The 20,861-nt window shown below is 45.3% G+C and carries 17 protein-coding genes; 11 read left to right on the top strand and 6 right to left on the bottom strand.

The window, feature by feature from the left end:
* Window positions 1–99: 99 nt before the first annotated feature.
* The 4 genes from G493_RS0123090 to G493_RS0123075 form a co-directional block, all read right to left on the bottom strand.
* Complete coding sequence (locus tag G493_RS0123090) at window positions 100–1,410, bottom strand: right-handed parallel beta-helix repeat-containing protein (RefSeq protein WP_028582247.1); 1,311 nt, start codon at window positions 1,408–1,410, stop codon at window positions 100–102.
* 39 nt (window positions 1,411–1,449) lie between these two features.
* Window positions 1,450–1,755: a putative quinol monooxygenase gene (locus tag G493_RS0123085; protein WP_028582246.1), complete on the bottom strand. Its 306-nt coding sequence runs from the start codon at window positions 1,753–1,755 to the stop codon at window positions 1,450–1,452.
* Window positions 1,756–2,001: 246 nt separating this feature from the next.
* Window positions 2,002–2,568, bottom strand: a complete 567-nt coding sequence (locus tag G493_RS0123080) for an HDIG domain-containing metalloprotein (protein ID WP_028582245.1) — start codon at window positions 2,566–2,568, stop codon at window positions 2,002–2,004.
* Between the two features lie 154 nt (window positions 2,569–2,722).
* Complete coding sequence (locus tag G493_RS0123075; protein WP_028582244.1) at window positions 2,723–3,226, bottom strand: hypothetical protein; 504 nt, start codon at window positions 3,224–3,226, stop codon at window positions 2,723–2,725.
* Between the two features lie 475 nt (window positions 3,227–3,701).
* Here G493_RS0123075 and G493_RS0123060 point away from each other — a divergent pair, with 475 nt between their 5' ends.
* The 3 genes from G493_RS0123060 to G493_RS32695 are packed head-to-tail and all read left to right on the top strand — an operon-like array spanning window position 3,702 to window position 7,656.
* The gene (locus tag G493_RS0123060) at window positions 3,702–4,073 is read left to right on the top strand and encodes a PilZ domain-containing protein (RefSeq protein ID WP_028582242.1); all 372 of its coding nucleotides are present in this window, start codon (window positions 3,702–3,704) and stop codon (window positions 4,071–4,073) included.
* A gap of 17 nt (window positions 4,074–4,090) precedes the next feature.
* Complete coding sequence (locus G493_RS0123055; RefSeq protein ID WP_028582241.1) at window positions 4,091–5,299, top strand: EAL and HDOD domain-containing protein; 1,209 nt, start codon at window positions 4,091–4,093, stop codon at window positions 5,297–5,299.
* Window positions 5,300–5,337: 38 nt separating this feature from the next.
* Window positions 5,338–7,656 (top strand): hybrid sensor histidine kinase/response regulator, encoded by a 2,319-nt coding sequence (locus G493_RS32695; protein ID WP_051309833.1) that lies wholly within the window; start codon window positions 5,338–5,340, stop codon window positions 7,654–7,656.
* On the opposite strand, the gene G493_RS0123045 is transcribed toward G493_RS32695, so the two are convergent.
* Entirely contained in the window at window positions 7,645–8,331 is a 687-nt protein-coding gene (locus tag G493_RS0123045) for a response regulator (RefSeq protein ID WP_035275782.1), read from the bottom strand. The genes G493_RS32695 and G493_RS0123045 overlap by 12 nt on opposite strands.
* Before the next feature lie 24 nt (window positions 8,332–8,355).
* Complete coding sequence (locus G493_RS30945; protein ID WP_051309832.1) at window positions 8,356–9,756, bottom strand: ATP-binding protein; 1,401 nt, start codon at window positions 9,754–9,756, stop codon at window positions 8,356–8,358.
* Between the two features lie 602 nt (window positions 9,757–10,358).
* Here G493_RS30945 and G493_RS30940 point away from each other — a divergent pair.
* The 8 genes from G493_RS30940 to G493_RS0123000 all read left to right on the top strand — a co-directional run bounded on the left by G493_RS30940 (window position 10,359) and on the right by G493_RS0123000 (window position 20,673).
* Entirely contained in the window at window positions 10,359–10,988 is a 630-nt protein-coding gene (locus tag G493_RS30940; RefSeq protein WP_051309831.1) for an SH3 domain-containing protein, read from the top strand.
* An 89-nt stretch (window positions 10,989–11,077) separates the two neighbouring features.
* Window positions 11,078–11,578 (top strand): EF-hand domain-containing protein, encoded by a 501-nt coding sequence (locus G493_RS32690; protein ID WP_051309830.1) that lies wholly within the window; start codon window positions 11,078–11,080, stop codon window positions 11,576–11,578.
* Window positions 11,579–11,893: 315 nt separating this feature from the next.
* Window positions 11,894–13,342, top strand: coding sequence for an efflux transporter outer membrane subunit (locus tag G493_RS30930; RefSeq protein WP_051309828.1), 1,449 nt, complete (start codon window positions 11,894–11,896; stop codon window positions 13,340–13,342).
* Between the two features lie 53 nt (window positions 13,343–13,395).
* Window positions 13,396–14,691: an efflux RND transporter periplasmic adaptor subunit gene (locus G493_RS30925; RefSeq protein ID WP_035275813.1), complete on the top strand. Its 1,296-nt coding sequence runs from the start codon at window positions 13,396–13,398 to the stop codon at window positions 14,689–14,691.
* Window positions 14,692–14,699: 8 nt separating this feature from the next.
* Window positions 14,700–15,410 (top strand): ABC transporter ATP-binding protein, encoded by a 711-nt coding sequence (locus G493_RS0123015; RefSeq protein WP_028582239.1) that lies wholly within the window; start codon window positions 14,700–14,702, stop codon window positions 15,408–15,410.
* Window positions 15,410–16,621 carry an ABC transporter permease gene (locus G493_RS0123010; RefSeq protein WP_028582238.1) on the top strand — a complete coding sequence of 404 codons (1,212 nt, stop codon included), beginning with the start codon at window positions 15,410–15,412 and terminating at the stop codon, window positions 16,619–16,621. The genes G493_RS0123015 and G493_RS0123010 overlap by 1 nt, the downstream gene beginning before the upstream one ends.
* Before the next feature lie 634 nt (window positions 16,622–17,255).
* Window positions 17,256–18,344 (top strand): polyamine ABC transporter substrate-binding protein, encoded by a 1,089-nt coding sequence (locus G493_RS0123005; protein WP_161629880.1) that lies wholly within the window; start codon window positions 17,256–17,258, stop codon window positions 18,342–18,344.
* Window positions 18,331–20,673, top strand: a complete 2,343-nt coding sequence (locus tag G493_RS0123000) for a putative bifunctional diguanylate cyclase/phosphodiesterase (RefSeq protein WP_028582236.1) — start codon at window positions 18,331–18,333, stop codon at window positions 20,671–20,673. Before G493_RS0123005 ends, G493_RS0123000 begins: the two co-directional genes overlap by 14 nt.
* Window positions 20,674–20,861: the final 188 nt, after the last annotated feature.

Below are 20,861 nucleotides of genomic sequence, written 5' to 3'. Positions count from 1 at the left end.
TCAATGGCTCAGTACGGCCAGCATGGAACCATTAACGCGACAACGTTACCAAACCGATATCCTACGCAAATTTTGGATATTTATTATTTTCCGCGACCCTTAGTTTTCTTCAAGCAGAAGCAATGGCAAGATGGGAGTCATATCTGCCAAGGCTGGGCAAGCGGAATGACGACCGGATCCGACCTCTGATATCGTATTGTACAACAGGATATTTCCATCGGCCTCATTAACCTCAAATCGTGGAGCAATATTGCAGGTCACGGTGTTACCGGTGGATGCTCTGCCATCTTTGTGATCGCCCAGCTTAATCCACGGGGGACCAGGCGTCTCGGTATTTAAATCCTGCACCACATTATCACGCAGCACGGAATCAACAGCACCATACATCGAGATGCCGTGCCAGTTATCTGTTTTAATCGTATTTCCTTCCACCAGCCAATCCTGGTACATGACGTCAAAACAGCCAATTCCCTGCAAGGTGCCACGGAACGGTTGATTTTCGTCTTCGTAATTGATGATGGTGTTACCTCGCAGGACAATACCCTTAACAACACCTGTACCAACAGAACCGTCACTTCCCACAGACCAGGATTGAAACCCGTCGTCATGATTATCGTCTACATCGTAGCAATTGGTAATGGTGTTATACTGAAAAACAGTATAATCGCCCAAACCCCGCAATCCATCTCCTGAAAAATTGGTCACGCTGTTCTTTTCCACCAGGGAATACGAAGCCCCTACGCTGATCCCATGTCGTACATTGACTAGTCTGTTTTCTGAAATGGTCATGTTGGAACCATCGACAGAAAGTCCACTTTTTGCCTTGTTGATCCAGTCATCCTGGCTCCAACCGGAAGAATCCTCTATGGAATAGAGAGTGCAGTCGGCCACTTTGACATTGTGAATAGGGCCGGACCAGCCATGGCTGTCCAGATCAATCAACGTCTCAAAGGTATCATCGGCATATGCGGCAGCATTAACGGTGATCCCGGAAATAATCCAGTTGCTGGCCGAACGTATCTGTATATTCCGAAAGACGGCGGTACTGCCGGACTCTACAGTTATGGTGATGGGTGCGACATTGTAATATCCCACGATCCCAAGCTCTCCATAGTTACCATTACGAAGTACAAGGGTATCTCCCGGCTGAACGACCGCTCCCTGGTTTTTCGCTACCAGGGTAGATGACTCTGTATATGGGAGGCTATCCCATTCCTGGCTTTCAATCATGTCATTATCCAGCAGGTACTGCAGACTGGGCCACGGAGAAGTAGAGCTGCCGTCATTGGAATCCTGTCCGGTAAGAGGATCGATATAATATACGGCCGCAGAAGCAAAGGTTGGAAAAAGAACAGTGTATATCCCAAGTGCGCACAGTCTACTAATTCGTTGAAAAAAATAGTTTCTCATACTTAGCATCCTCTGTCTTCATTCCTGTGCAGGCTACGATTATGCAGGCTGTAAAACTTTCAAGGTAAGTTCTTCCACCAAATCATCAACCTGTTCTAAAAAATCCGCCATGTGAGGAGAAGCAAGATGCAGATTCAACGCTGCAACACTTTTCCATTTTTCTACAATGGTGATAATATTGGAATTCAGGATCTGCATGGGTAATCCGGTTTCAATATCAACAGTTGCACCGTATTCCATACACCCATCTTCAACCAAGACTTTGGGAGTAAGAGCTTTAAAAATCTCAAGAAACTCTTCCTTTTTCCCCTCTTTAACTGTAATTGAAGCCAATACATGAATCATATTACATCTCCCTCGTTCTGCTTTATTACTATCTAACTGGTTTCAATGGGATTTCACCTCCATTGAAAAATCCAGATAGCCTTTCCCCTTGGTATGTACGCTTGTTTCCCTGACACTCCACTATCCCTTCCTGTTCTGCGGGGCGCCTCTCATTACAGAATATTCGTCAATGTTCGCCAGCACCCGCAAAGTCTCCCTTCGAAACCTATCTCTGCGTGCGATTTGGCTGCCGTGGAACAGGGCCTGTTACTCTCCAGCCAGCCCAAGCTCCGGTGCTGCTTTCTGCATACCAGCAATAGTCATGGCAATCAACTCTCCTGTTTCCAGGTGAAGAAGCGCAGCTCCCTTCTCAATGATCGATCGATCAACACCGGCTGAAAAACGTTTATCTTTCCACTTCTTTTTAACAGATTTAACCTTCAGATCCATGATGCTTTTGGAGGGACGAACAAGCACCGTAGCAGTTATCAGTCCGGTCAATTCGTCTATGGCATACAGAACTTTTTCCATCTCGTGCACTGGCTGCACATCACTGCAGATCCCCCAACCGTGCGAAACCACAGCATGAATGATATCCTCAGACCATTTTCGCTCCCGCAAAATCTCCGCAGCTTTCAAGCAGTGTTCATCGGGATATTTTTCATAGTCAATATCGTGAAGCAGTCCAACAACGCCCCAAAAATCAGGATCATACCCTCTCTCCTCAGCTGCATGCCGCATGACAGCCTCCACAGCTAGTGCATGATTATAAAGGCTTGCAGAGGTATTAAACTCTTTAAATAATTCAACTGCTTTTTCCCGGTTCATGTCCATAAATGCTCCTTATGGCTGGTGAGTTGCCTTTAGCCCGCATTGTTCAAGACGTTCTTGAAATACAAGCAATATTGGATAATGTATGTATTTGCAGGTCTAAGGCCGACTTTTCAGATGGATAAACAACTATATAAACAAGTCGTGACAAATGGGGTTATGATTTTTTCACCAAACCATTCATATGCCGTATCCGATTCATTCTCTTAAGAATTTTCTCGGAATCATGAAAAAAATACTGTTCAACCTCTACCTGTATATTATCATCAGGTGTAAAAACTTTTTGTAACGCAACTAATCGGCCATTTCCTTCATAGGCAATAAAGGAAGCATCTGATTCCTGAACGACCTTGATCCAGGATACCGAAGGAAGATATTCTGCCAGAATTTCCCTGGTTATATTTTTTTCCTCAAGCAATTCCGTTTTTATTTTTTCAAGCTCCGCTATCCTCCGCGCTGTTGCTGCCATGGCATTTTCTCGATCAATGGCATGTATCTGATGCAATTGAAAAAGGGGCACTGATACAAAATCCGTATGGGTTCTTTTTCGATGAATATCAAGAACAACCTTGCTCAGGAGAACATCTTTTTTTTCCAGATCACCAAGCTCTGAAGTCTTCCCCATAAGATAATGGAGAAAATTTGTTATTTTCGTCAGCATATAACCTGAATTTTCATATTAAATGACATCGTTTTCTGTTGTCGCCCTGCAACGAGTTTAGCCTGTGACCAGCCGGCAACTGATACTTGTTCCTCAAACAACTCTTCCCGGTAAGCAGCTATAATCATTTACCAAAAAAATGTCATTGAAACAGTATATTTCTGTTCCAACGATCTTTTTTTGAATATTTCCAAACCAATGCGCTGTTCAGCGTTGAAATTTTTTGCTCAAAATCAGGTGAACACTGACTCCGAACCATGTCCGCAATATTCCCGACAAACAGACTCCGATCATAAAAAATACGGGTTAAGAGAACGAAAAAACCATTAACCATTTCGCTTCTGTAAGCGATTTTGTTAAACTACGATAGTCATTGTAAATAAAAGAGTCTTTCAATGCCCTGCATGTCTTCATAGCCAGGGCATATGGTCAAAATTCGTCTGCCCTGACTGCGCAGACAAAATGCACAGTATTTATGGACACCAACAAGACCCGCAAATATTCTCGACGTAAAGCTTTTCGCTTTTCCTGTCACGAATTTGCTATCCGCTATCGAACAGCGTATGATGAACGGGACGCCCAGTTGATCAACATATCAACCACGGGTTGCCTGTTGCGTGATGGAAAAGGTCATGAACTGGCGGTTGGAGAAAAAATATTGCTGATTTTCCCTCTTTGGGATGGCACGCCACCTGTTGAATCCAATGGGACTGTAGTTCGTGTCCGGGACAATGATGCCGCAATACATTTTAAAATCATAGAACAGGACGCTGTCAAAAATCTCCGATTGTTTATTTTCCAAAATCAGGGAACAGGTGGAACGTCTTTGACTCAGACTGCAAAGTAACCTAACGCTATATTGTCATGGATCAGTTTATTGCACGCCAACCTATTTTCACAGCCTACCTGAAAGTTCATGCGTATGAACTGCTGTATCGAGGTAAGGGAAACTACTCCCTGGGCAATGTAACTGGAGATAGAGCAACGACAAGCCTTCTTTCCAGCACCTTCCTGACAAAAGACATCAAAGACATCTCAAGTTTCAAACCCTGTTATATCAATTTCACCCAGGAGCTTCTGGAAAAACGCCTTCCCCTCTCCTTTCCCAGTACAACGGTGGTAGTAGAAATCCTGGAGTCGGTGCAACCCACCGAAAAAGTCATAAGTTGTTGCAAATTACTCAAAGAAGCTGGCTATACCCTTGCTCTGGACGACTTTGTCTACGATCGTCGTCTTATTCCGCTCCTGGAATTGGTAGATGTGGTAAAAATTGATTTTCGCCTGACGCCACTGGATGCCATTCATCGAACACTGCACCATCTCGCTCGATATAAGGTCAAGTTACTTGCAGAAAAAGTTGAAACCCAACATGAATTTGAATCAGCCAACAAATTGGGTTTCACGCTGTTTCAAGGATTTTTTTTTAGTAAACCCGAACAAATTAAAATTAAAGAGCTTACAGCCAACAAAATCACTCATATGAATTTGTTAGCTGAAGTTGCCAGAAAAAATACAACCATTGACCGCCTGCATCAAATCATTGGCAATGATGTTTCTGTTACCTATAAGCTTCTTAAATTTTTAAATTCATCCTATTTTTACCGTCTACAGGAGATAAAAAATCTTAAACATGCCATCGCATATCTTGGCCAGAAAGAATTGCGTAACTTTCTTATGTTGGTCATTATATCGGAAATGGCTACAGAAAAACCTGGGGAACTCATACGCTTAGGACTTGTTCGGGCAAAATTTTGTGAACTGCTGGCACCGGAAGAAGATGAATCCATAGACTCCTCTGAACTTTTTCTGGTTGGACTTTTCTCCTTACTTGATGTCATGCTGGACCAACCCATTGACAAGCTCTTTAACTCGTTACCACTTAACAAAACCGTTAAAGACGCTATTATTTTGGGTCTGGGTCCGTATGCGGATTATCTTGAATTAGCCAAAAGCTATGAACAACAACGTGAGAGCCGATTTCTCCCAATTCTTGAACGCCTTCAGGTAAGCAATGAGATGGTTAACCAGAGCTATATGACTGCACTCAGGTATGCCAATGGCCTTATTTTGTAAGACAAGGGTAATTCCGCACTATTAGCTGATATCTGGACATGAAACAAAAGTCAATTATCCTGAAACTCCTGCCGTTTATCATTGGCTCACTCTTTTTGATCACCTTAAGCGTTCATGCCCTCTCAAAAAGGCAGCTTACTAATATAATTGATAAAAGCCAGCAAAAAATCTTTTCTGAAAAAATTGACGTGGTCTGGGAGTCCCTGCAGCAGGTCAATACTCAATTAGAAGAAACCGGAATGGTTGAGGCCTATATTGACGACTTCCAGACAACTGAAATCAACAGACTGACAAACATCTATTACCGGCAATTACATAGCCCGGTCAAACCGATCCTTATGAACGAACAGGCCACCATTCTCCTTCACCCTTCGGTGCCGACAGGGCAAACACTGAAAGAGGACAATGGTACCCCGTTTATTTATCCAGAGACTGAAAGCGGTCAATTCTATACAACCTTTGCAGGCGAAAAAACATGGTATATTTACAGGGTGTTTCGACCATGGAAATGGGTTATTGCCTACGCAGTACCTTTGAGAAAAAAATACGAGGATGTCCAGCAGTTCAGCTCCCTTCTCTTTGGCATAATGTTTACTATCAGTGTGGTGGTTGCATCACTTCTGTCTTTGATCATAGCAAAAATAATTTACCCTATTAAAACCCTGACCACTGCGACTGTAAACATTTCACAGGGACATCTGGATCATCCTATCACAATTAGCACCAATGATGAGATAGGCGTACTTGCCGACAGTTTTGATCGCATGAGAAATGCCATACGCGAACAGATCACCCAACTCAGCCTGGAAGTGGAGGAAAGAAAAAGGGTCGAGAACGAATTAAGGGATCTCAAAGGGTATCTCGCAGATATCATCAATTCCATGCCTTCCGCAATTATCGGAATAGACGCAAAGCTTGTTATTACGCTTTGGAATTTGAAGGCGGAAAAACTAACAGGTATTTCTGCGCAGGAAGCATTCGCAAAACCTCTTCATACAGTCTATCCGGAACTTAAGGAAGTCTACACGCTGATTGCCAAAAGTATGGAATACGGTGAAACCAGGAAAATCACCAACCGGGAACGATTGATCGGCACCACCCCTGTGTATGAAGACCTGACCATTTATCCGCTCACAACACACTCTGCACAAAATCCAGGAGCGGTCATCAGGATTGATGATGTTACCAAAGAACATGAGCTGGAACTGCAACTTCACCACAGTAATAAAATGGATGCTATTGGGCAACTTGCTGGAGGGATTGCCCATGATTTTAACAACATGCTTGGTGGAGTGCTCGGGGCAGCCCAGTTGCTGCAGACCACCACTGATTCTGATAACCCCAGAAACGAAAAATATATCAATATCATCATTAAATCCGCAACTAGAGCAGCTGAACTGACCAAAAAACTCCTTGCTTTTGGGCGCAAGGGAAAAATAGTCTCAACAGCCATAGATATCCATGTCCTGCTTACTGATGCAGTTGACATCCTTTCCAGAACCATTGATAAAAAAGTAAGAATCAACAAAGTACTCCAAGCAGAAAACCCTGTTATAACCGGTGACTCTTCCGGCCTGCTCAATGCTTTTATCAACCTGGGTATAAATGCCAGTCATGCGATGCCAAATGGTGGAACGTTGCATATCCGAACCAGTAATCTGATTCTCGATGCAGCTTTTTGCACAAACAGTTCCTTTGAAATATCTGAAGGTGAATACATTCAAATTGCATTTGAAGATAATGGCACAGGCATCAAGCCTGAACACATAGAAAAAATATTTACCCCGTTTTTTACAACCAAACAACAGGGAGATGGCGCAGGGCTCGGCCTGGCTGCGGTATACGGTACCGTAAAAGCCCATAATGGGTCCATCACGGTAGACAGCATCCTGGAGAGAGGCACCACTTTTACCCTGTTATTACCCTGTTCGGAAGATTCAGTCTCAAACAAACCGGCGAATACCGGGTACAGAAAAGGATCTGGTAATGTTTTACTGGTTGATGACGAAGAAATAATGCGAATAGTTGGACAGCAGATGCTGAAAGAATTGGGGTATACGGTTCAACTTGCTGAATCTGGAGAGGAAGCGGTGCAATTCATCCGTGACAAAGGGGAATTGATTGATGTTATCATCATAGATATCATTATGCCGGTTATGGATGGCAAGGAGGCAATCAAACGCATTCGTGAAATAAATACTGATGTCAAAATCATACTCTCATCAGGCTTTGCCAAAAAAGAGCAGCTCTCAGAAATTGCACACTTTGATATTACCGGCTTTCTTCACAAGCCATACCGGATGCCAGAATTGAGTAAAATCATGGAAGAAGCCTTGGCGGAACAATCAGATAACTAATTTATACCCCAGGCCGTAAATGGTGAGGATAACGTCCTGTTCAGGTAATTTTTCGGCAATCTTCTTCCGCAGATTCTTGATATGACTGTCAACAGTACGATCATACCCCTCAAACTGATATCCCTGCACTTTGTTAATCAATTCACTCCGTGAAAATACCCGGCCAGGAGCTGCAACCAGCACCTGCAGCAGACCGAACTCCGAAGGAGTAAGAGCAAGTAATTCATGGTGTATACTGACAGTATGCGCCTTTTCATCGATGACAATAGGTCCGGCAACGCCTTTGCGCTTCTTTTCATTCATAGTTGTTCTGCGCAAAACAGCCTTGACACGGGCCACGACTTCTCGTGGGCTGAATGGCTTACAAATATAATCGTCAGCTCCAATTTCGAGCCCTACAAGACGGTCCACCTCTTCAACCTTTGCTGTAACCATGATAATTGGAATATTCGTAAAGCGACGTAACTCACGACAAATGGTTATGCCGTCCATTCCCGGCAACATAAGATCAAGTAAGATGAGCGAAGGTGACAAAGCCTGAAATCTCTCCAACACATGGTCTCCCCGGTTGACACAAGTTACCTGATACCCCGACCTAGCCAGGTAATCGCGCAGGACATCGGCTATTTTAATTTCATCTTCAACAACCAATATATGTTCCTGTTTTCCATCCATGTGATGAATCTCGTCTGCATGCAATCAAACAACATGCTTTTTCCTTTCAGTTGGTAATGATATGCATATGGCAAGGCCTCCTTTATCGCTCTGCTTTGCCCAAATTGTACCACCATGACCTTCAATTATCTGTTTGCAGATGGAAAGTCCCAGTCCACTGCCTCCAAACTCCCTGTTCCGGGAATCATCAACTCGATAAAGGCGGTCGAAAATCCTGCCAAGTTCTGTTGGCTCTACCCCTGGCCCGCTGTCTTCAATGCATATATGTGATGTTTGTTGCTCTTCCCATGTGGAAATGTAAACCTCTGCATTTCTTTTACAGTATTTACTGCAATTAGCCAAAATATTACCAAATACCTGCATCATCCTGTCTGCATCAGCATACGCAAACATTTCAACTGGAGCGTCCAGGGCCAGGTGAACATGTATTTCCTTTTTCTGCAACGCAACCTGGTAGCCGTCCACACTTTCCTTGAGCAGACGGTGGATATCAACAAGTGTCTTTTCAAAACAAAAGCTGTACGAATCTGCCAGACTCAGTTGATGCAAATCCTCTACCAACGTACTGATACGAACCACTTCTACATGCAAAGATGCAAGGTTTTCATCTGATGGCTCGCGAATACCGTCCTGGATAGCCTCTATCTCACCTCGAAGAACAGCCAGAGGGGTACGTAATTCATGGGAAATATCTGTCAGCCATTGCCGACGCATGCTTTCGTAATGTCTCAACGTCTGGGCCATGCTGTTAAAATGTTCTGCCAGTTGACCAAACTCATCCACAGTCCCTGTCTTTACCAGAACATGAAAATTCCGATTTGTTAACTCACGCGTTCCACGGATCAATTCACGGATAGGATACACCATTTGCCTGGAAAACAGATAGGCTATCAATCCTGTCAGCGCGACCACAACCAAACAAAGAATAACAAGATGCTGTGTCTGTCTTTTAATCAGGGCTGCAGGAAGACCTGAACGTAAAGGCTCTTTCTTCTCCAACCCCAGCCAACCAACAATCCGGTTATCAACTTCCACCGGGACCAGTTGAACATAGTCATCGGGCTCAGGACTGCCAATTACGGGATTCAATTGTGCATCACAAAGCAGGACCTCAGCCCCCCCAGTTTTTTTTCCATTCCGTCTTCCCGGCGGTGGAATCACTTTCTGGATTTCAGAGGCAATACTTAAAACATTACTCCAATGCCCCACATCGGATGTAATCCCTTGCCAGTTACCGTATTGCAGGTACTCTTGCTGCAGAGCAGGCACAAGAGCCTGCAGCTTTTCAACCTCCACCTGCCGAATATAGGTCCGAAAATTGTAAAAGAATATATGCCTTGCCAAAAACATGGCCCCAACAACGATGGCCAATATAAGAAGAAAGGCGGCAAAAAGTTTATGGGTGAGCGTAAAACGAACCTTCATTGGAACAATCCCTTAATTAATTTTTCCATGGTATACCTCAGAGCCCCACCTGCCATCTCCATCAAGGCCTTTATAGCGATACAACTAGTGTGATTGCTTACAGTAAATCAGATCTTTCCACAATCAGCCTGGCATACTACCCCATACGCTGGGCAAGAGTGTTTGGTAAAACCTCGGCTACCCCGTAGTAATCGGTTACAAATACAGGGAAGTTGCCAAGCGTAGGGTCGCGGAAAATAATAAATGTCCAAAAATTGCGTAGGATATCGGCTTAACGTCGTCGCGTCAATGGTTCCATACTGGCCGTATTGAGCCATTGACGCGACGACGTTACCGAGTTGAGAGACAAGCAAGATTGGATAATTTGTTTTCCGTGACCCTTAGTCATTTGCCCTATGAGTAGTTACCAAATACCAATTCATACGATCTTTCAAGCCCCAGAGTCCATTTTCACAAAAACACACAATTTCTACATATTCTCTCCACATTTACAGTTTATTGTAATGTATAGTGAAAATGACGCTGGACTCCGGTTATTCCTGCTACATCCAATCGTTGCAAAGCAGGAACCAATGACAACCATATAGCCTGAGGAAAACCTCATGAAATTAAAACAATATCCAAAAAAAAGAAGAGCGAGCCAACTTATAGCCACAACCTGCATCGTTGCACTTTTCTCATGCAGCACTGCCTTTGCAGGTAATAATGGCCGCTGGCCTCAAAATCCACCAGGCCCTAACAATTACATGCAGCAACTGCCCCAAGGCCACAGTGTAATCAAATACCACGGCCAGGAATATATGTATCATCAGGGACACTATTACCAACGGGGTCCAAAAGGATTTCGCTCCATAACTCCACCCCATGGCGTAATGATCAGACATCTGCCACCGGGGGTTGAAACACTCCTTATTGCCGGAATGACTTATTTTCTCTTTGCAGGCGTCTATTACCAAAAAGCCCCTCAAGGTTATATCGTAGTTGAAAAACCAGCTGCTCCACCTCAGCCAGCTATGATGGCAGGTCAGTTCATCATTGTGGACGCTCATACTCTTAACGTTCGCTCAGGCCCAGGAATAAACCATCCGGTTACCAGCCAGGTGACCCGGGGAATGCAGCTTGAAATCAAGGGCACAGCTCCAGGATGGTATTATGTACGCCTTCCCAATGGGGCTATGGGCTGGGTTATGGAACGGTATACACAGCCTTTGAGACAGCCTGCACAAGGGTAAAACGCAGAAACTGTGTTTTTCTCTCCATGACTTATACACAATGGCCGGTATGCCCCAGACAAATACAAACTATAGATAAGGTATTACCAATGAGCGGAAGACAAACTTTTATACGTCTCTTTTTTGCATTGGCTATCCTGTTGACCATGCGGGTACAACCGTCTCTCGCGGGAAAGCAACCTCCCCCCCAACAGAAAGAATCATCCAATCAATCAGTTCTTGAGCGTTATGACCTGGATGGAGATGGCCAGATCACACTTACCGAATTTCCTGATACGCCGGAACGTTTTGACCAGTTGGATCTTAATGGAGACGGTGCACTTACCTCCGATGAATTACCTACACCAAAGGTTCCTGAAACTATGAAAGAAGAGCAGAACAGGCAAGGTGGACCAGGAAAGGGAGGGGCACCACACGGAAAAGGGTTTGAAGGGGATGATGTCAACAAAGATGGCAAGGTATCCAAAAAGGAATTCAGCGGTCCTTCAGACCTTTTCAGTAAGCTCGACACCAACAATGACGGGTACATTACCAAGGAAGAGGCAGAGGCTCAGAGAAACGGCGGCCCTGGTGGTCGACCTCCCATGTGATCCTGTAACGCGTATTTTTTGCAGAACACCTGGTACCCGGTTGTTCTGCGTTGATTCCAACAAACTGCGGTACGCTATCAGAACATGAAACGGGCATACTATAAAATAAAGAAATGACTTTCAAACACATATCATTCGCTTACAGGTTGAAGATAGGCCTGCTATTATTTCTCTCTGTATATCAAGGAGACAGCCTTTCTCAAAGCCATTGCGGCTTTGTAAAAAAACTCTCAATGAACCAAAAGCAAACCTTTCACAATGCAGAAAGTATCACACTCTCCTGGGGGAACACCTCCAAGTAACAGGAAGACGAATATGCCCATAAAAAACATACATTCTTTTGTTCTGCTGTTCATGCTCACGGGTTGCAGTGTTGTCGGCCCGGCATATTCTCCTCCGGAAATCGAGGTCGGTAAGAATTGGACCGCACAGTATCAGCAGACTGTGCAGGAACAAAGCTCAACCTTAGCCTCATGGTGGAACACTCTTGAAGACCCTCAACTGATAGACCTTATTGATCAAGCCCTGCTGCATAACCTGGATCTTCAGGAGGTTCAGTCCAGGGTACGTCAGGCCAGACTGGAACGCATTGTCACCCGTGCCTCACTCTTCCCTACCCTGGATGGCTCCGGGTCAGCAAGAAAAAGCTACACCAGAGATTCAGGCGGCGAAGGAAGGGAAACAGATGCCTACTCTGCCGGTTTTGATGCTTCCTGGGAAATTGACCTCTTTGGGGGAGTGCGCAAGTCCGTAGAAGCAAGCCAGGCTGACTATGAAGCTTCGGTGGAATCCCTGCGGGACACACGCGTCAGCCTTATAGCAGAAGTAGCCCTGGACTATATACAGGTACGAACCTATCAGGAACGATTACGGGTAGCCAGGGAAAACATACTCTCTCAACAACAGACCCTGGACCTGCTCACCGCTCTCTCCAAGGCTGGCAGAGGTGATGAATTGGCCATTGCCCAGGCCCGTTATAACCTGGAGAGTTCCAAAGCAAATATCCCTGACATGCAGACAGGGTTTCAAGAATACATCAACAGCCTGGCCATTCTCACAGGTAAACCAGCTGGTACCCTGCAACAGCAGTTCCTTGAACAAAGACCTATTCCAACAGCCTCGATGGAACTGGCCATTGGCGTGCCTGCGGATTTACTGCGTCGCAGGCCTGACATACGACAGGCAGAGAGAGAGCTTGCAGCCCAGACTGCCAGAGTAGGTGAAGCAAAAGCTGAACTCTATCCCAAACTGAGTTTAACAGGTTCCATAGGTCTGGAAGCTATCTCAGCAGACAAACTGATCAATGCTCCCACCCGCCTCTGGTCCCTTGGCCCCACTTTCAGTTGGCCGATATTTCGGGCAGGCGCCCTTCGCAACCAGGTGAAAATCGAGGATGAACAGATGCAGCAACAGATCCTCCAATACAAGGCAGCGGTTCTTAATGCCACTGAAGAGGTAGAAAATGCAATTATTGCCTACGCCAATGAACAGCAGAAACTCCAGCGTCTACAGGAAGGCAGTAAAGCTGCCCGCCTGGCTGAACAACTTGCTGAACACCAGTATGCCACCGGCATGACAGGATTCAGCGATGTACTGGATGCCCAACGGTCATTGCTTTCCTTTGAGGATCAGATCGCTCAAAGCTCAGGAACAGTACTTTCCAATCTGATTCGACTGTATAAAGCCCTTGGTGGAGGATGGCAATCTATGTCCGAAACGGATGCACCTCATACCACTGTCACAAAGACTAACCCGACAAGGTGACAGTCAAACCTGGGGAAATGCAATCATTTAAATACGATAACAAACCAGAAACTATGCAAAACGATACAGAATTATCCGTACAAGACGTCATTAAAAAGGCAGGGAAACGTAAGAAAAGTACATTCCATCGTATTGCCATCCTCCTGATTGTGGTGACGATTGTCTGTGCAGCTGTCTTTTTTATACAAAAGAAAGGTTCTAGCAAAGCGCAGGTTAGTTTTCAGACAGCTCCGGTTCAACGGGGAGACCTGGTGGTAACCGTGACAGCAACAGGAAATCTGGCAGCGACCAATGAAGTGGATGTGGGAAGCGAGCTCTCTGGCCGGATTCTCAAAATGACGGCTGATTATAACGATGCTGTTGAAAAAGATCAACCATTGGCATATCTGGATGATTCCAAATACAGGGCAACGGTTGCTAAATCAAAATCAGGAGTGGCAACAGCAAAAGCCAATTACCAGGAAGCTCTGGCCACACAATCAGCCTGTGAAAAAAAATTGAAGCGATACCAAAAAACCAGAGAACTGACCCAGGGTAAACTCCCATCCCTTGAAGATATGGAAGAGACTGAAGCCGACTGCCAACGGGCTGCTGCTGCTCTGGATGCTGCTCAGGCAGCCATTGACAGTGCACAGGCGTCCCTGGATTCAGATGAGAGTGATTTGAAAAAGACCGTCATCTATTCTCCTATCAATGGAGTGGTTCTCTCTAAAAGTGTGGAAGTTGGCCAGACAGTTGCGGCCTCCCTGGAAGCCCCGGTTCTCTACACACTGGCGGAGGATCTGCGCAACATGGAACTGCTCGTGGATGTGGATGAGGCTGATGTTGGACAGGTAAAGGAAGGTCAGTCAGCCACCTTTACAGTTGATGCGTATCCGGAACGTAGTTTTCAGGCGGAGATAACTCAGGTACGGTATGCTGCTGATGAAAACGACGGAGTTATTACCTATCAAACTGTACTCAAAGTTGATAATCCAGACCTTACGCTACGACCAGGAATGACTGCGACGGCAGATATTACCGTGCAGAAACATACAAATACCTTGCTTATTCCCAATGCGGCCCTACGTTTCTCTCCCCCCAAACCATCTCAACCGTCACGCGAAAAACAGGGAATACTCAACTCTATCATGCCAGGACCACCTCGCTTTAAGAGATCAGGTAAACAAGTAGAAATACGACCAGGGAATGAACAGGGAGAAGCGACGCTCTGGATTCTGCACCAAGGCCAACCTCAACCTGTAAGGGTCAGTAAAATAGCCACGGATGGGGTAATGACTGCTGTTCAGTCAGATCAGCTTTCTGCAGACAATCAGGTTATAACAACCGCTATAAGTCAAACTCGTTAGGCAGATACATGCAAACAGACACCACCCCCCTCATTCAACTGCAAGGGGTAAGTAAAATCTATGGGAAAGGCCAGGCAGCTGTTAAAGCTCTAGACGCCGTTGACCTACAAATCCATCAGGGTGAATTTGTGGCCATGATGGGGCCGAGCGGTTCCGGAAAATCTACCAGTCTTAACATACTTGGTTGTCTGGATACGCCCGGCAGCGGTCAATACTATTTTGATGGAGTTGCCGTGGGAAGTCTCTCCAGGGATCAACGGGCCGTACTGCGTCGACAGTTTCTCGGGTTTATTTTTCAGGGATTTAACCTGCTCAACAGAACCTCAGCCATAGAAAATGTCGAGCTTCCCCTGATATACAGAAAAATACCTGCCCGCCATCGCAGAGAGATGGCCCAGGAAGCTCTCTGTGCCGTGGGCTTGGAAAAATGGCAGAACCACACTCCGGGAGAACTTTCAGGAGGCCAGCAGCAGCGCGTCGCCATTGCCCGTGCAATTGTCGGTAAGCCAAGAGTGCTCCTCGCCGACGAACCTACGGGTAATCTGGACTCGGTTCGCAGTATTGAAATAATGGAGATGCTGCGTACCTTCAATCAACGTGATGGTATCACCATTATCATGGTAACCCATGAACCGGACATGGCGGAATTCTGTAAGCGCCAGATGCAATTTCAGGATGGACATATTATCTCAGATACTGCAGTGGAGGATACACTATGATGCTCTGGGAAACGTTTCTTCTTGCCCAGAAGACCATCAGGCGTAATAAACTACGTTCGGCCCTGACCATTCTGGGTATCGTTATAGGGGTATCAGCGGTTATCAGCATGGTTACACTGGGCAGTGGTGCAACCCAAAAGGTAACTTCTGATATTTCCAAACTTGGCTCTAATGTTCTTCATGTGCGCCCGGGCCAGGGAATGCGCGGACCTGGCGGAGCTCGCAGCAGCTCAGACCCATTCAAAATTGAAGATGCCACAGCCATCAAGAACAGTATAGCCGGTTTGCAGGCAGTTGCCCCTGTCGCCGAAACATCAGGCCAGGCTATCTATGGAAGCAACAACTGGTCCACGTCCGTAACCGGTGGAACCAATGATTTTTTCATCGTCCAGGGATGGGACTTGGATGAAGGAAGAACGTTCAGTGACAGTGAACTCCAGGCCGGCAAATCAGTCTGTCTTATCGGCAAAACCATACAGAAAGAGCTTTTTGCCAATGAATCGCCTACAGGAAAAACCATGCGACTGGGGAAAATCTCATTCAAAATCATCGGAACGCTCAAGGAAAAAGGTCAATCCAATTTCGGTACTGACCAGGATGACCTGGTGGTTATCCCATTGAAAACCCTGCAGAGGCGAATGGCAGGAAACAGTGACGTACGTACGATCCTGGTAGCTGTACAAGAAGGAGTTTCCACAACGGGTGTCCAAAAGGAGATTGAGTTGCTCATGCGGGAACGAAGGGGTATTGCTCCGGGCCAGGAGGCGGATTTCCATGTGCGCGACATGAAGGAAATAATCGATACCCTTACGGGAACCACAACCGTACTTACAGCCCTTCTCAGCGCTGTGGCCGGGGTGAGTTTGCTGGTGGGGGGAATTGGGATCATGAATATCATGCTGGTCTCGGTGACGGAACGTACAAGAGAAATTGGCACCAGGCTCGCCATTGGGGCCCTGGAACGGGATGTTTTACTACAGTTTCTGGTGGAATCCGTTTCCCTGTCATCCCTTGGCGGATTGATAGGGATTCTGCTTGGACTTGGAGGAGCGGCCCTCTGTTCAAAATTGATAGGTGTCCCATTTGTTTTCAAACCAGGTATTGTAGCTGCGGCATTTTTCTTTTCCGGCGCAGTTGGTATTGTATTTGGCTATGTTCCTGCAAAAAAAGCCGCACAGATGGATCCCATTGAAGCATTGCGCTATGAGTAACTATGTTTTTACGTAACTGCTCCAAGCAGTGCATCGAACCTTCCCGCAAGCAGGCCTGCTTACGTATGCTTCTATACGCTGTATCAGCCTGCTTGCGAAGACCTCAGGCAGTCTGTAAGCAGTTGCCATAAATGAAGAATTTCGCCGGAAAGAGAGGGAGCTACAGACTTTTACCATAGGCATACAACTGATATTCCGTAGATAAAAATTTGAAGACAACACCGCTCCCGGTGAAAAGACTGTTTATGGAGAAGAGCCTGAAGGGTCACGGAAAAAATACATCATCCAATCTTGCTTGTCTCTCAACCCGGTAACGTCTTCGCAATTTTGGATAGTTATTATTTTCCGCGACCCTAAAATTCCATACGTATCCGATACACCTTATAAGCAATGTTTGTCGTACCGACGTATTCCAACCTGTCAGTTGATACGTCAGTTGGCTCTGCCTCCTGAATTCAATCAAGATATGATGGAACAGAGCAAAAGAAATTTGACATTCCCTTCCAAATATTCATACAAAAAAGATAACGATACCTTTTTTCGGTGGCACTCGAAAAAAAAAGTGATGTTTTCAGCTGTGCTGCAATCGGATTTCCAACCACCACCTTTTATGCTATTTTCTCAGGGCTTTTCTATGCAAACGTACAAATTTGGTAATGCCGAAAACCATTGTCATATCTTTACCTCTCTACTGCTCTTGTTCTTCACAGTTGTATACCCTTACAGCCTCAGTAATGCGCAGGAACTGACCCTGTATACCTGGGAAAACTATATTGCTGAGCAGGTTGTAAAGGATTTTCAAAAGCACTCCGGAATTGCTGTTAAGCTGGAATATTTTGATAGCGACCAAGTGCGGGATGAAACCATAGCTTCAATAAGTACTAATCGTTTTGACCTGGTCATTTTCGATTCGATCTCAGCTCAAATATTTGGAAAAAACAATAAAATTCTTGGCATATCCAAATCTGAAATTCCAAACATGAAAAACATAGATAAACGCTGGCAGGAAAGTTGTGGCAACTTTGGTCTCCCCTATTTTTACGGCACAGTTGGCATTGTTTATGACGCGACAAAATTCAAAAAAACGCCAACATCCTGGAAACAGCTCCTCAGTCCGGAAACGGAACACCAGGGACATGTGGTCATGGTAGAAGATATGACAGACAGCCTGATTCCTCCTCTGCTCTCTCTTGGCTACAATGTCAACACGGAAAAAGAAAGTGAACTCAAGGAGGCTTATACACTTCTTCAGAAACAGGTGCCCTGGGTGTTAAATTATAAGTATGCGCTTACAAACCTGCAGCATCCAGGAAATGGCAAACGGATGCACATGGCGCTTGGCTACAGTGGCGACCAGTATTCGTTAAATGACGCATCTGGTTCAGAAAACTGGCAATACATAATACCTGAGGAAGGAACAGTGATCTGGGTCGATTGTCTATCCATTCCTGCTAACTCGACACACAAAAAGGAGGCGCTGCAATTCCTCAACTATCTCGCAGACCCTGAGGTTGTGGCTGTTAATACCGAAGAGATATACGCCGCGCCACCTGTGAGTGCTGCCAGACAATTCATGTCGTCGGAAGCAGCAAAAGACGAAACACTTTTTCCACCTGAAGATTTTTTTCAAAAAGCCCAAATGTACAGAATTCTTTCTGACAAAAACATCAGGCAAAGAAGAAGAATTTTCGACGCCATTCAAAGACAACATGAAACTCAGTAAAAAGGTTCCTTTTCTTATCATCACTGTCCTGCTATTGACCTTTTGCATTATGTCATCGGGACTTTATCTGGTGGAAAGAAATTTTATCCGCGCCCAAACCCGCAGCTCACTGCTGATGCAGGCCACAGAGCTGGCAGGAAGCTTTTCGCAATACAGTCTCATGGCCAGAGGTATTCTTGCATCCATTATGCAAAGTGATGCGTTGCGCCGTTTTCTGGACAGTGACGATGACCAGATGAAATCCATCGCACTTGGCAGCGGTCTGGATACCATCTTAAAAGACCTTACAGCCCTTTCCAGCGACCATTTCTCTCTCCTTTTTGTCACGGGAACAGGAAAGCAGGAATACTATTATGAATCCAGTGACAACCCATTTGCCGACCCTGCTCCTGCCATCAACGATTGGGTTACAACCCTGCTGAAAAACAGGACACCTTCAGCAATGCATTATTTCAATGATTTGAAGCGAATAGCCATTTACAAAGCGGTTGACCGCATCACATTAAAAGAAAGCTTTGATTTTGGCTCAAAAAATACCATAGCTGTGGTTGTCACCCTGAGTCCTACTGAATTTTATCACAGAGTTGACACGCTAAAAAAAGAAGACAGGATTGTCTCCCTATTAACAACCCAAAACACAGATCATTCTCCGAAGAACTTTGAGGAGAAAAAATTACTGCCAGGTTTTGGTGCAATAAGTATTCAAGTCCCTGCCGAAATAATCCAGAAAGAACTGAATCAAACCCTTATCCGATTTGGGATATTATTCCTGATCCTTCTCTGCCTCACGCACTTTGCCCTGCAGTTTCTCTTACAGCGATACGTACTACATCCCATTCATCGACTTGAACAGCAACTGAAAAGAACAGACCTTGATGCCACAAAAGAAATCATAATTCATGAAAGCAACGATGAGATAGGAAGCCTGAACCGCTCTTTTGCGCAGCTCTACGACAAACTGAAGGAAACCTACGAAGGAACCAAAGAACTCGCAGAACGCGATACCCTGACCACACTGTATAACAGACGAGTTTTCAACCTGATTCTCACCAAGCTGATTAAGCGGGCAGAACACAATAAAACCAATGTCTGCCTGATCTATATTGATCTTGATAACTTCAAGTATGTTAACGACTACTATGGTCACACCACCGGAGATGCTCTTCTCAAGGCGTTTGCCTTCCGCCTGCATGAAGTCGTGAGGGGGAGTGATTATGTCATAACCATTAAAGAGCAGGATACAACGGTGGCAAGGCTGGCAGGGGATGAATTTGCTGTAATCGTCCATGGTTTTTCCAACACCAAGGCCATTTCCCGTATTGCTGAACGTATACTTCATCTCTGCAAAGATGGGTTCACGTGTGAAGAAGGCACGTTTCCGGTAACCCTCAGTATGGGTATCGCCAGTTACCCCCATGACGGGGCAACGGCGGAGGATCTGATCGTCAATGCAGATTCTGCGATGTATGAATCCAAAAAAAGTGGCAAAAATACTGTCTCATATTATTCCCAAGAGTTGACGGAGATATCCAGACGACAGCAGCTTCTTGAGATAGAGCTGAAAAAACTCAACTATGAAGAATTGGAACTGCACTATATGCCTATTGTGCGGTCTGATTCGGAAACTATTTATTCTTTCGAAGCTCTCATACGCTGGTTCTCACCCACACTGGGCTTTGTGCCACCTGCTGAATTTATCCCGATTGTAGAAAGTCTCGGTATCTACAGAGACGTTGATCTGTGGGTCATTGATCAGGCGTTTATGCATTCAAGACAGCTCCGCGAGCATTTCGGTAATCAGGTCAAAGTTTCCATAAACATTTCGGCAGCGGAACTTTCCAAAGCAAATTTTCAACAGGAAATATTGCCCATCATTAAACAGCATGATATAGACCCGTCAATGTTTACCCTGGAACTTACTGAAACCTTCTACCAAAAGCATTCAGACACCGGGCTGACAAATCTAACTGATCTGGGGAATCTTGGTTTTGAGCTTGCCATAGATGATCTTGGTTCCGGGTACACATCCCTGCTGCAATTGGTTGAACTCCCCATTCATATGGTGAAGCTGGATAAAACATTTGTAGAAAAAACCCTGGCCAGCGGCAAACATACCCTGTTACGCTCGCTCATTGATCTCTGTCATGCCCAGAAAATACTTGTGACTGCAGAAGGAGTCGAGACCGGGGAGGACGCCATTCAACTCAGAGAGGCTGGCTGTGACTGCCTGCAGGGGTACTATTATTGCAAACCTTTTCCCCTTCCAGAACTCATACAAAAAGTTCCGAAAAAACTTTTTGCGACGGGAAGTACAAGTAACCCTGAGTAAACACAAAGGATAGGGAACATGCGGTATTTCAGTGCATAGAAAAAATGCTGCTAACAGCTACGTGGTAATACCGACACGTGTACACCTTGGTAAAGTACTACAATAATCAAGCCCGCCCAGATAGGGAGTGTGATATATTTGCCTTATGTTCAGAATGTTACTCTACGGGTTTCCGGACCTGAAAAACA

The sequence above is a fragment of the Desulfogranum japonicum DSM 18378 genome (assembly GCF_000429945.1).
In the GTDB taxonomy this organism is placed as follows: domain Bacteria; phylum Desulfobacterota; class Desulfobulbia; order Desulfobulbales; family Desulfobulbaceae; genus Desulfogranum; species Desulfogranum japonicum.
The sequence above is the reverse complement of the archived record's forward strand: the minus strand, read 5'-3'. Positions and strand labels throughout refer to the sequence as shown.

Coding starts and splice junctions, on each gene's coding strand:
- G493_RS30930 (WP_051309828.1), top strand. CDS start 11,894: ATGCCCATAAAAAACATACATTCTTTTGTTCTGCTGTTCATGCTCACG.
- G493_RS0123060 (WP_028582242.1), top strand. CDS start 3,702: ATGGACACCAACAAGACCCGCAAATATTCTCGACGTAAAGCTTTTCGC.
- G493_RS30940 (WP_051309831.1), top strand. CDS start 10,359: ATGAAATTAAAACAATATCCAAAAAAAAGAAGAGCGAGCCAACTTATA.
- G493_RS0123045 (WP_035275782.1), bottom strand. CDS start 8,331: ATGGATGGAAAACAGGAACATATATTGGTTGTTGAAGATGAAATTAAA.
- G493_RS0123075 (WP_028582244.1), bottom strand. CDS start 3,226: ATGCTGACGAAAATAACAAATTTTCTCCATTATCTTATGGGGAAGACT.
- G493_RS30945 (WP_051309832.1), bottom strand. CDS start 9,756: ATGAAGGTTCGTTTTACGCTCACCCATAAACTTTTTGCCGCCTTTCTT.
- G493_RS0123090 (WP_028582247.1), bottom strand. CDS start 1,410: ATGAGAAACTATTTTTTTCAACGAATTAGTAGACTGTGCGCACTTGGG.
- G493_RS32695 (WP_051309833.1), top strand. CDS start 5,338: ATGAAACAAAAGTCAATTATCCTGAAACTCCTGCCGTTTATCATTGGC.
- G493_RS0123085 (WP_028582246.1), bottom strand. CDS start 1,755: ATGATTCATGTATTGGCTTCAATTACAGTTAAAGAGGGGAAAAAGGAA.
- G493_RS32690 (WP_051309830.1), top strand. CDS start 11,078: ATGAGCGGAAGACAAACTTTTATACGTCTCTTTTTTGCATTGGCTATC.
- G493_RS0123080 (WP_028582245.1), bottom strand. CDS start 2,568: ATGGACATGAACCGGGAAAAAGCAGTTGAATTATTTAAAGAGTTTAAT.
- G493_RS0123000 (WP_028582236.1), top strand. CDS start 18,331: ATGAAACTCAGTAAAAAGGTTCCTTTTCTTATCATCACTGTCCTGCTA.
- G493_RS0123055 (WP_028582241.1), top strand. CDS start 4,091: ATGGATCAGTTTATTGCACGCCAACCTATTTTCACAGCCTACCTGAAA.
- G493_RS0123010 (WP_028582238.1), top strand. CDS start 15,410: ATGCTCTGGGAAACGTTTCTTCTTGCCCAGAAGACCATCAGGCGTAAT.
- G493_RS0123015 (WP_028582239.1), top strand. CDS start 14,700: ATGCAAACAGACACCACCCCCCTCATTCAACTGCAAGGGGTAAGTAAA.
- G493_RS0123005 (WP_161629880.1), top strand. CDS start 17,256: ATGCAAACGTACAAATTTGGTAATGCCGAAAACCATTGTCATATCTTT.
- G493_RS30925 (WP_035275813.1), top strand. CDS start 13,396: ATGCAAAACGATACAGAATTATCCGTACAAGACGTCATTAAAAAGGCA.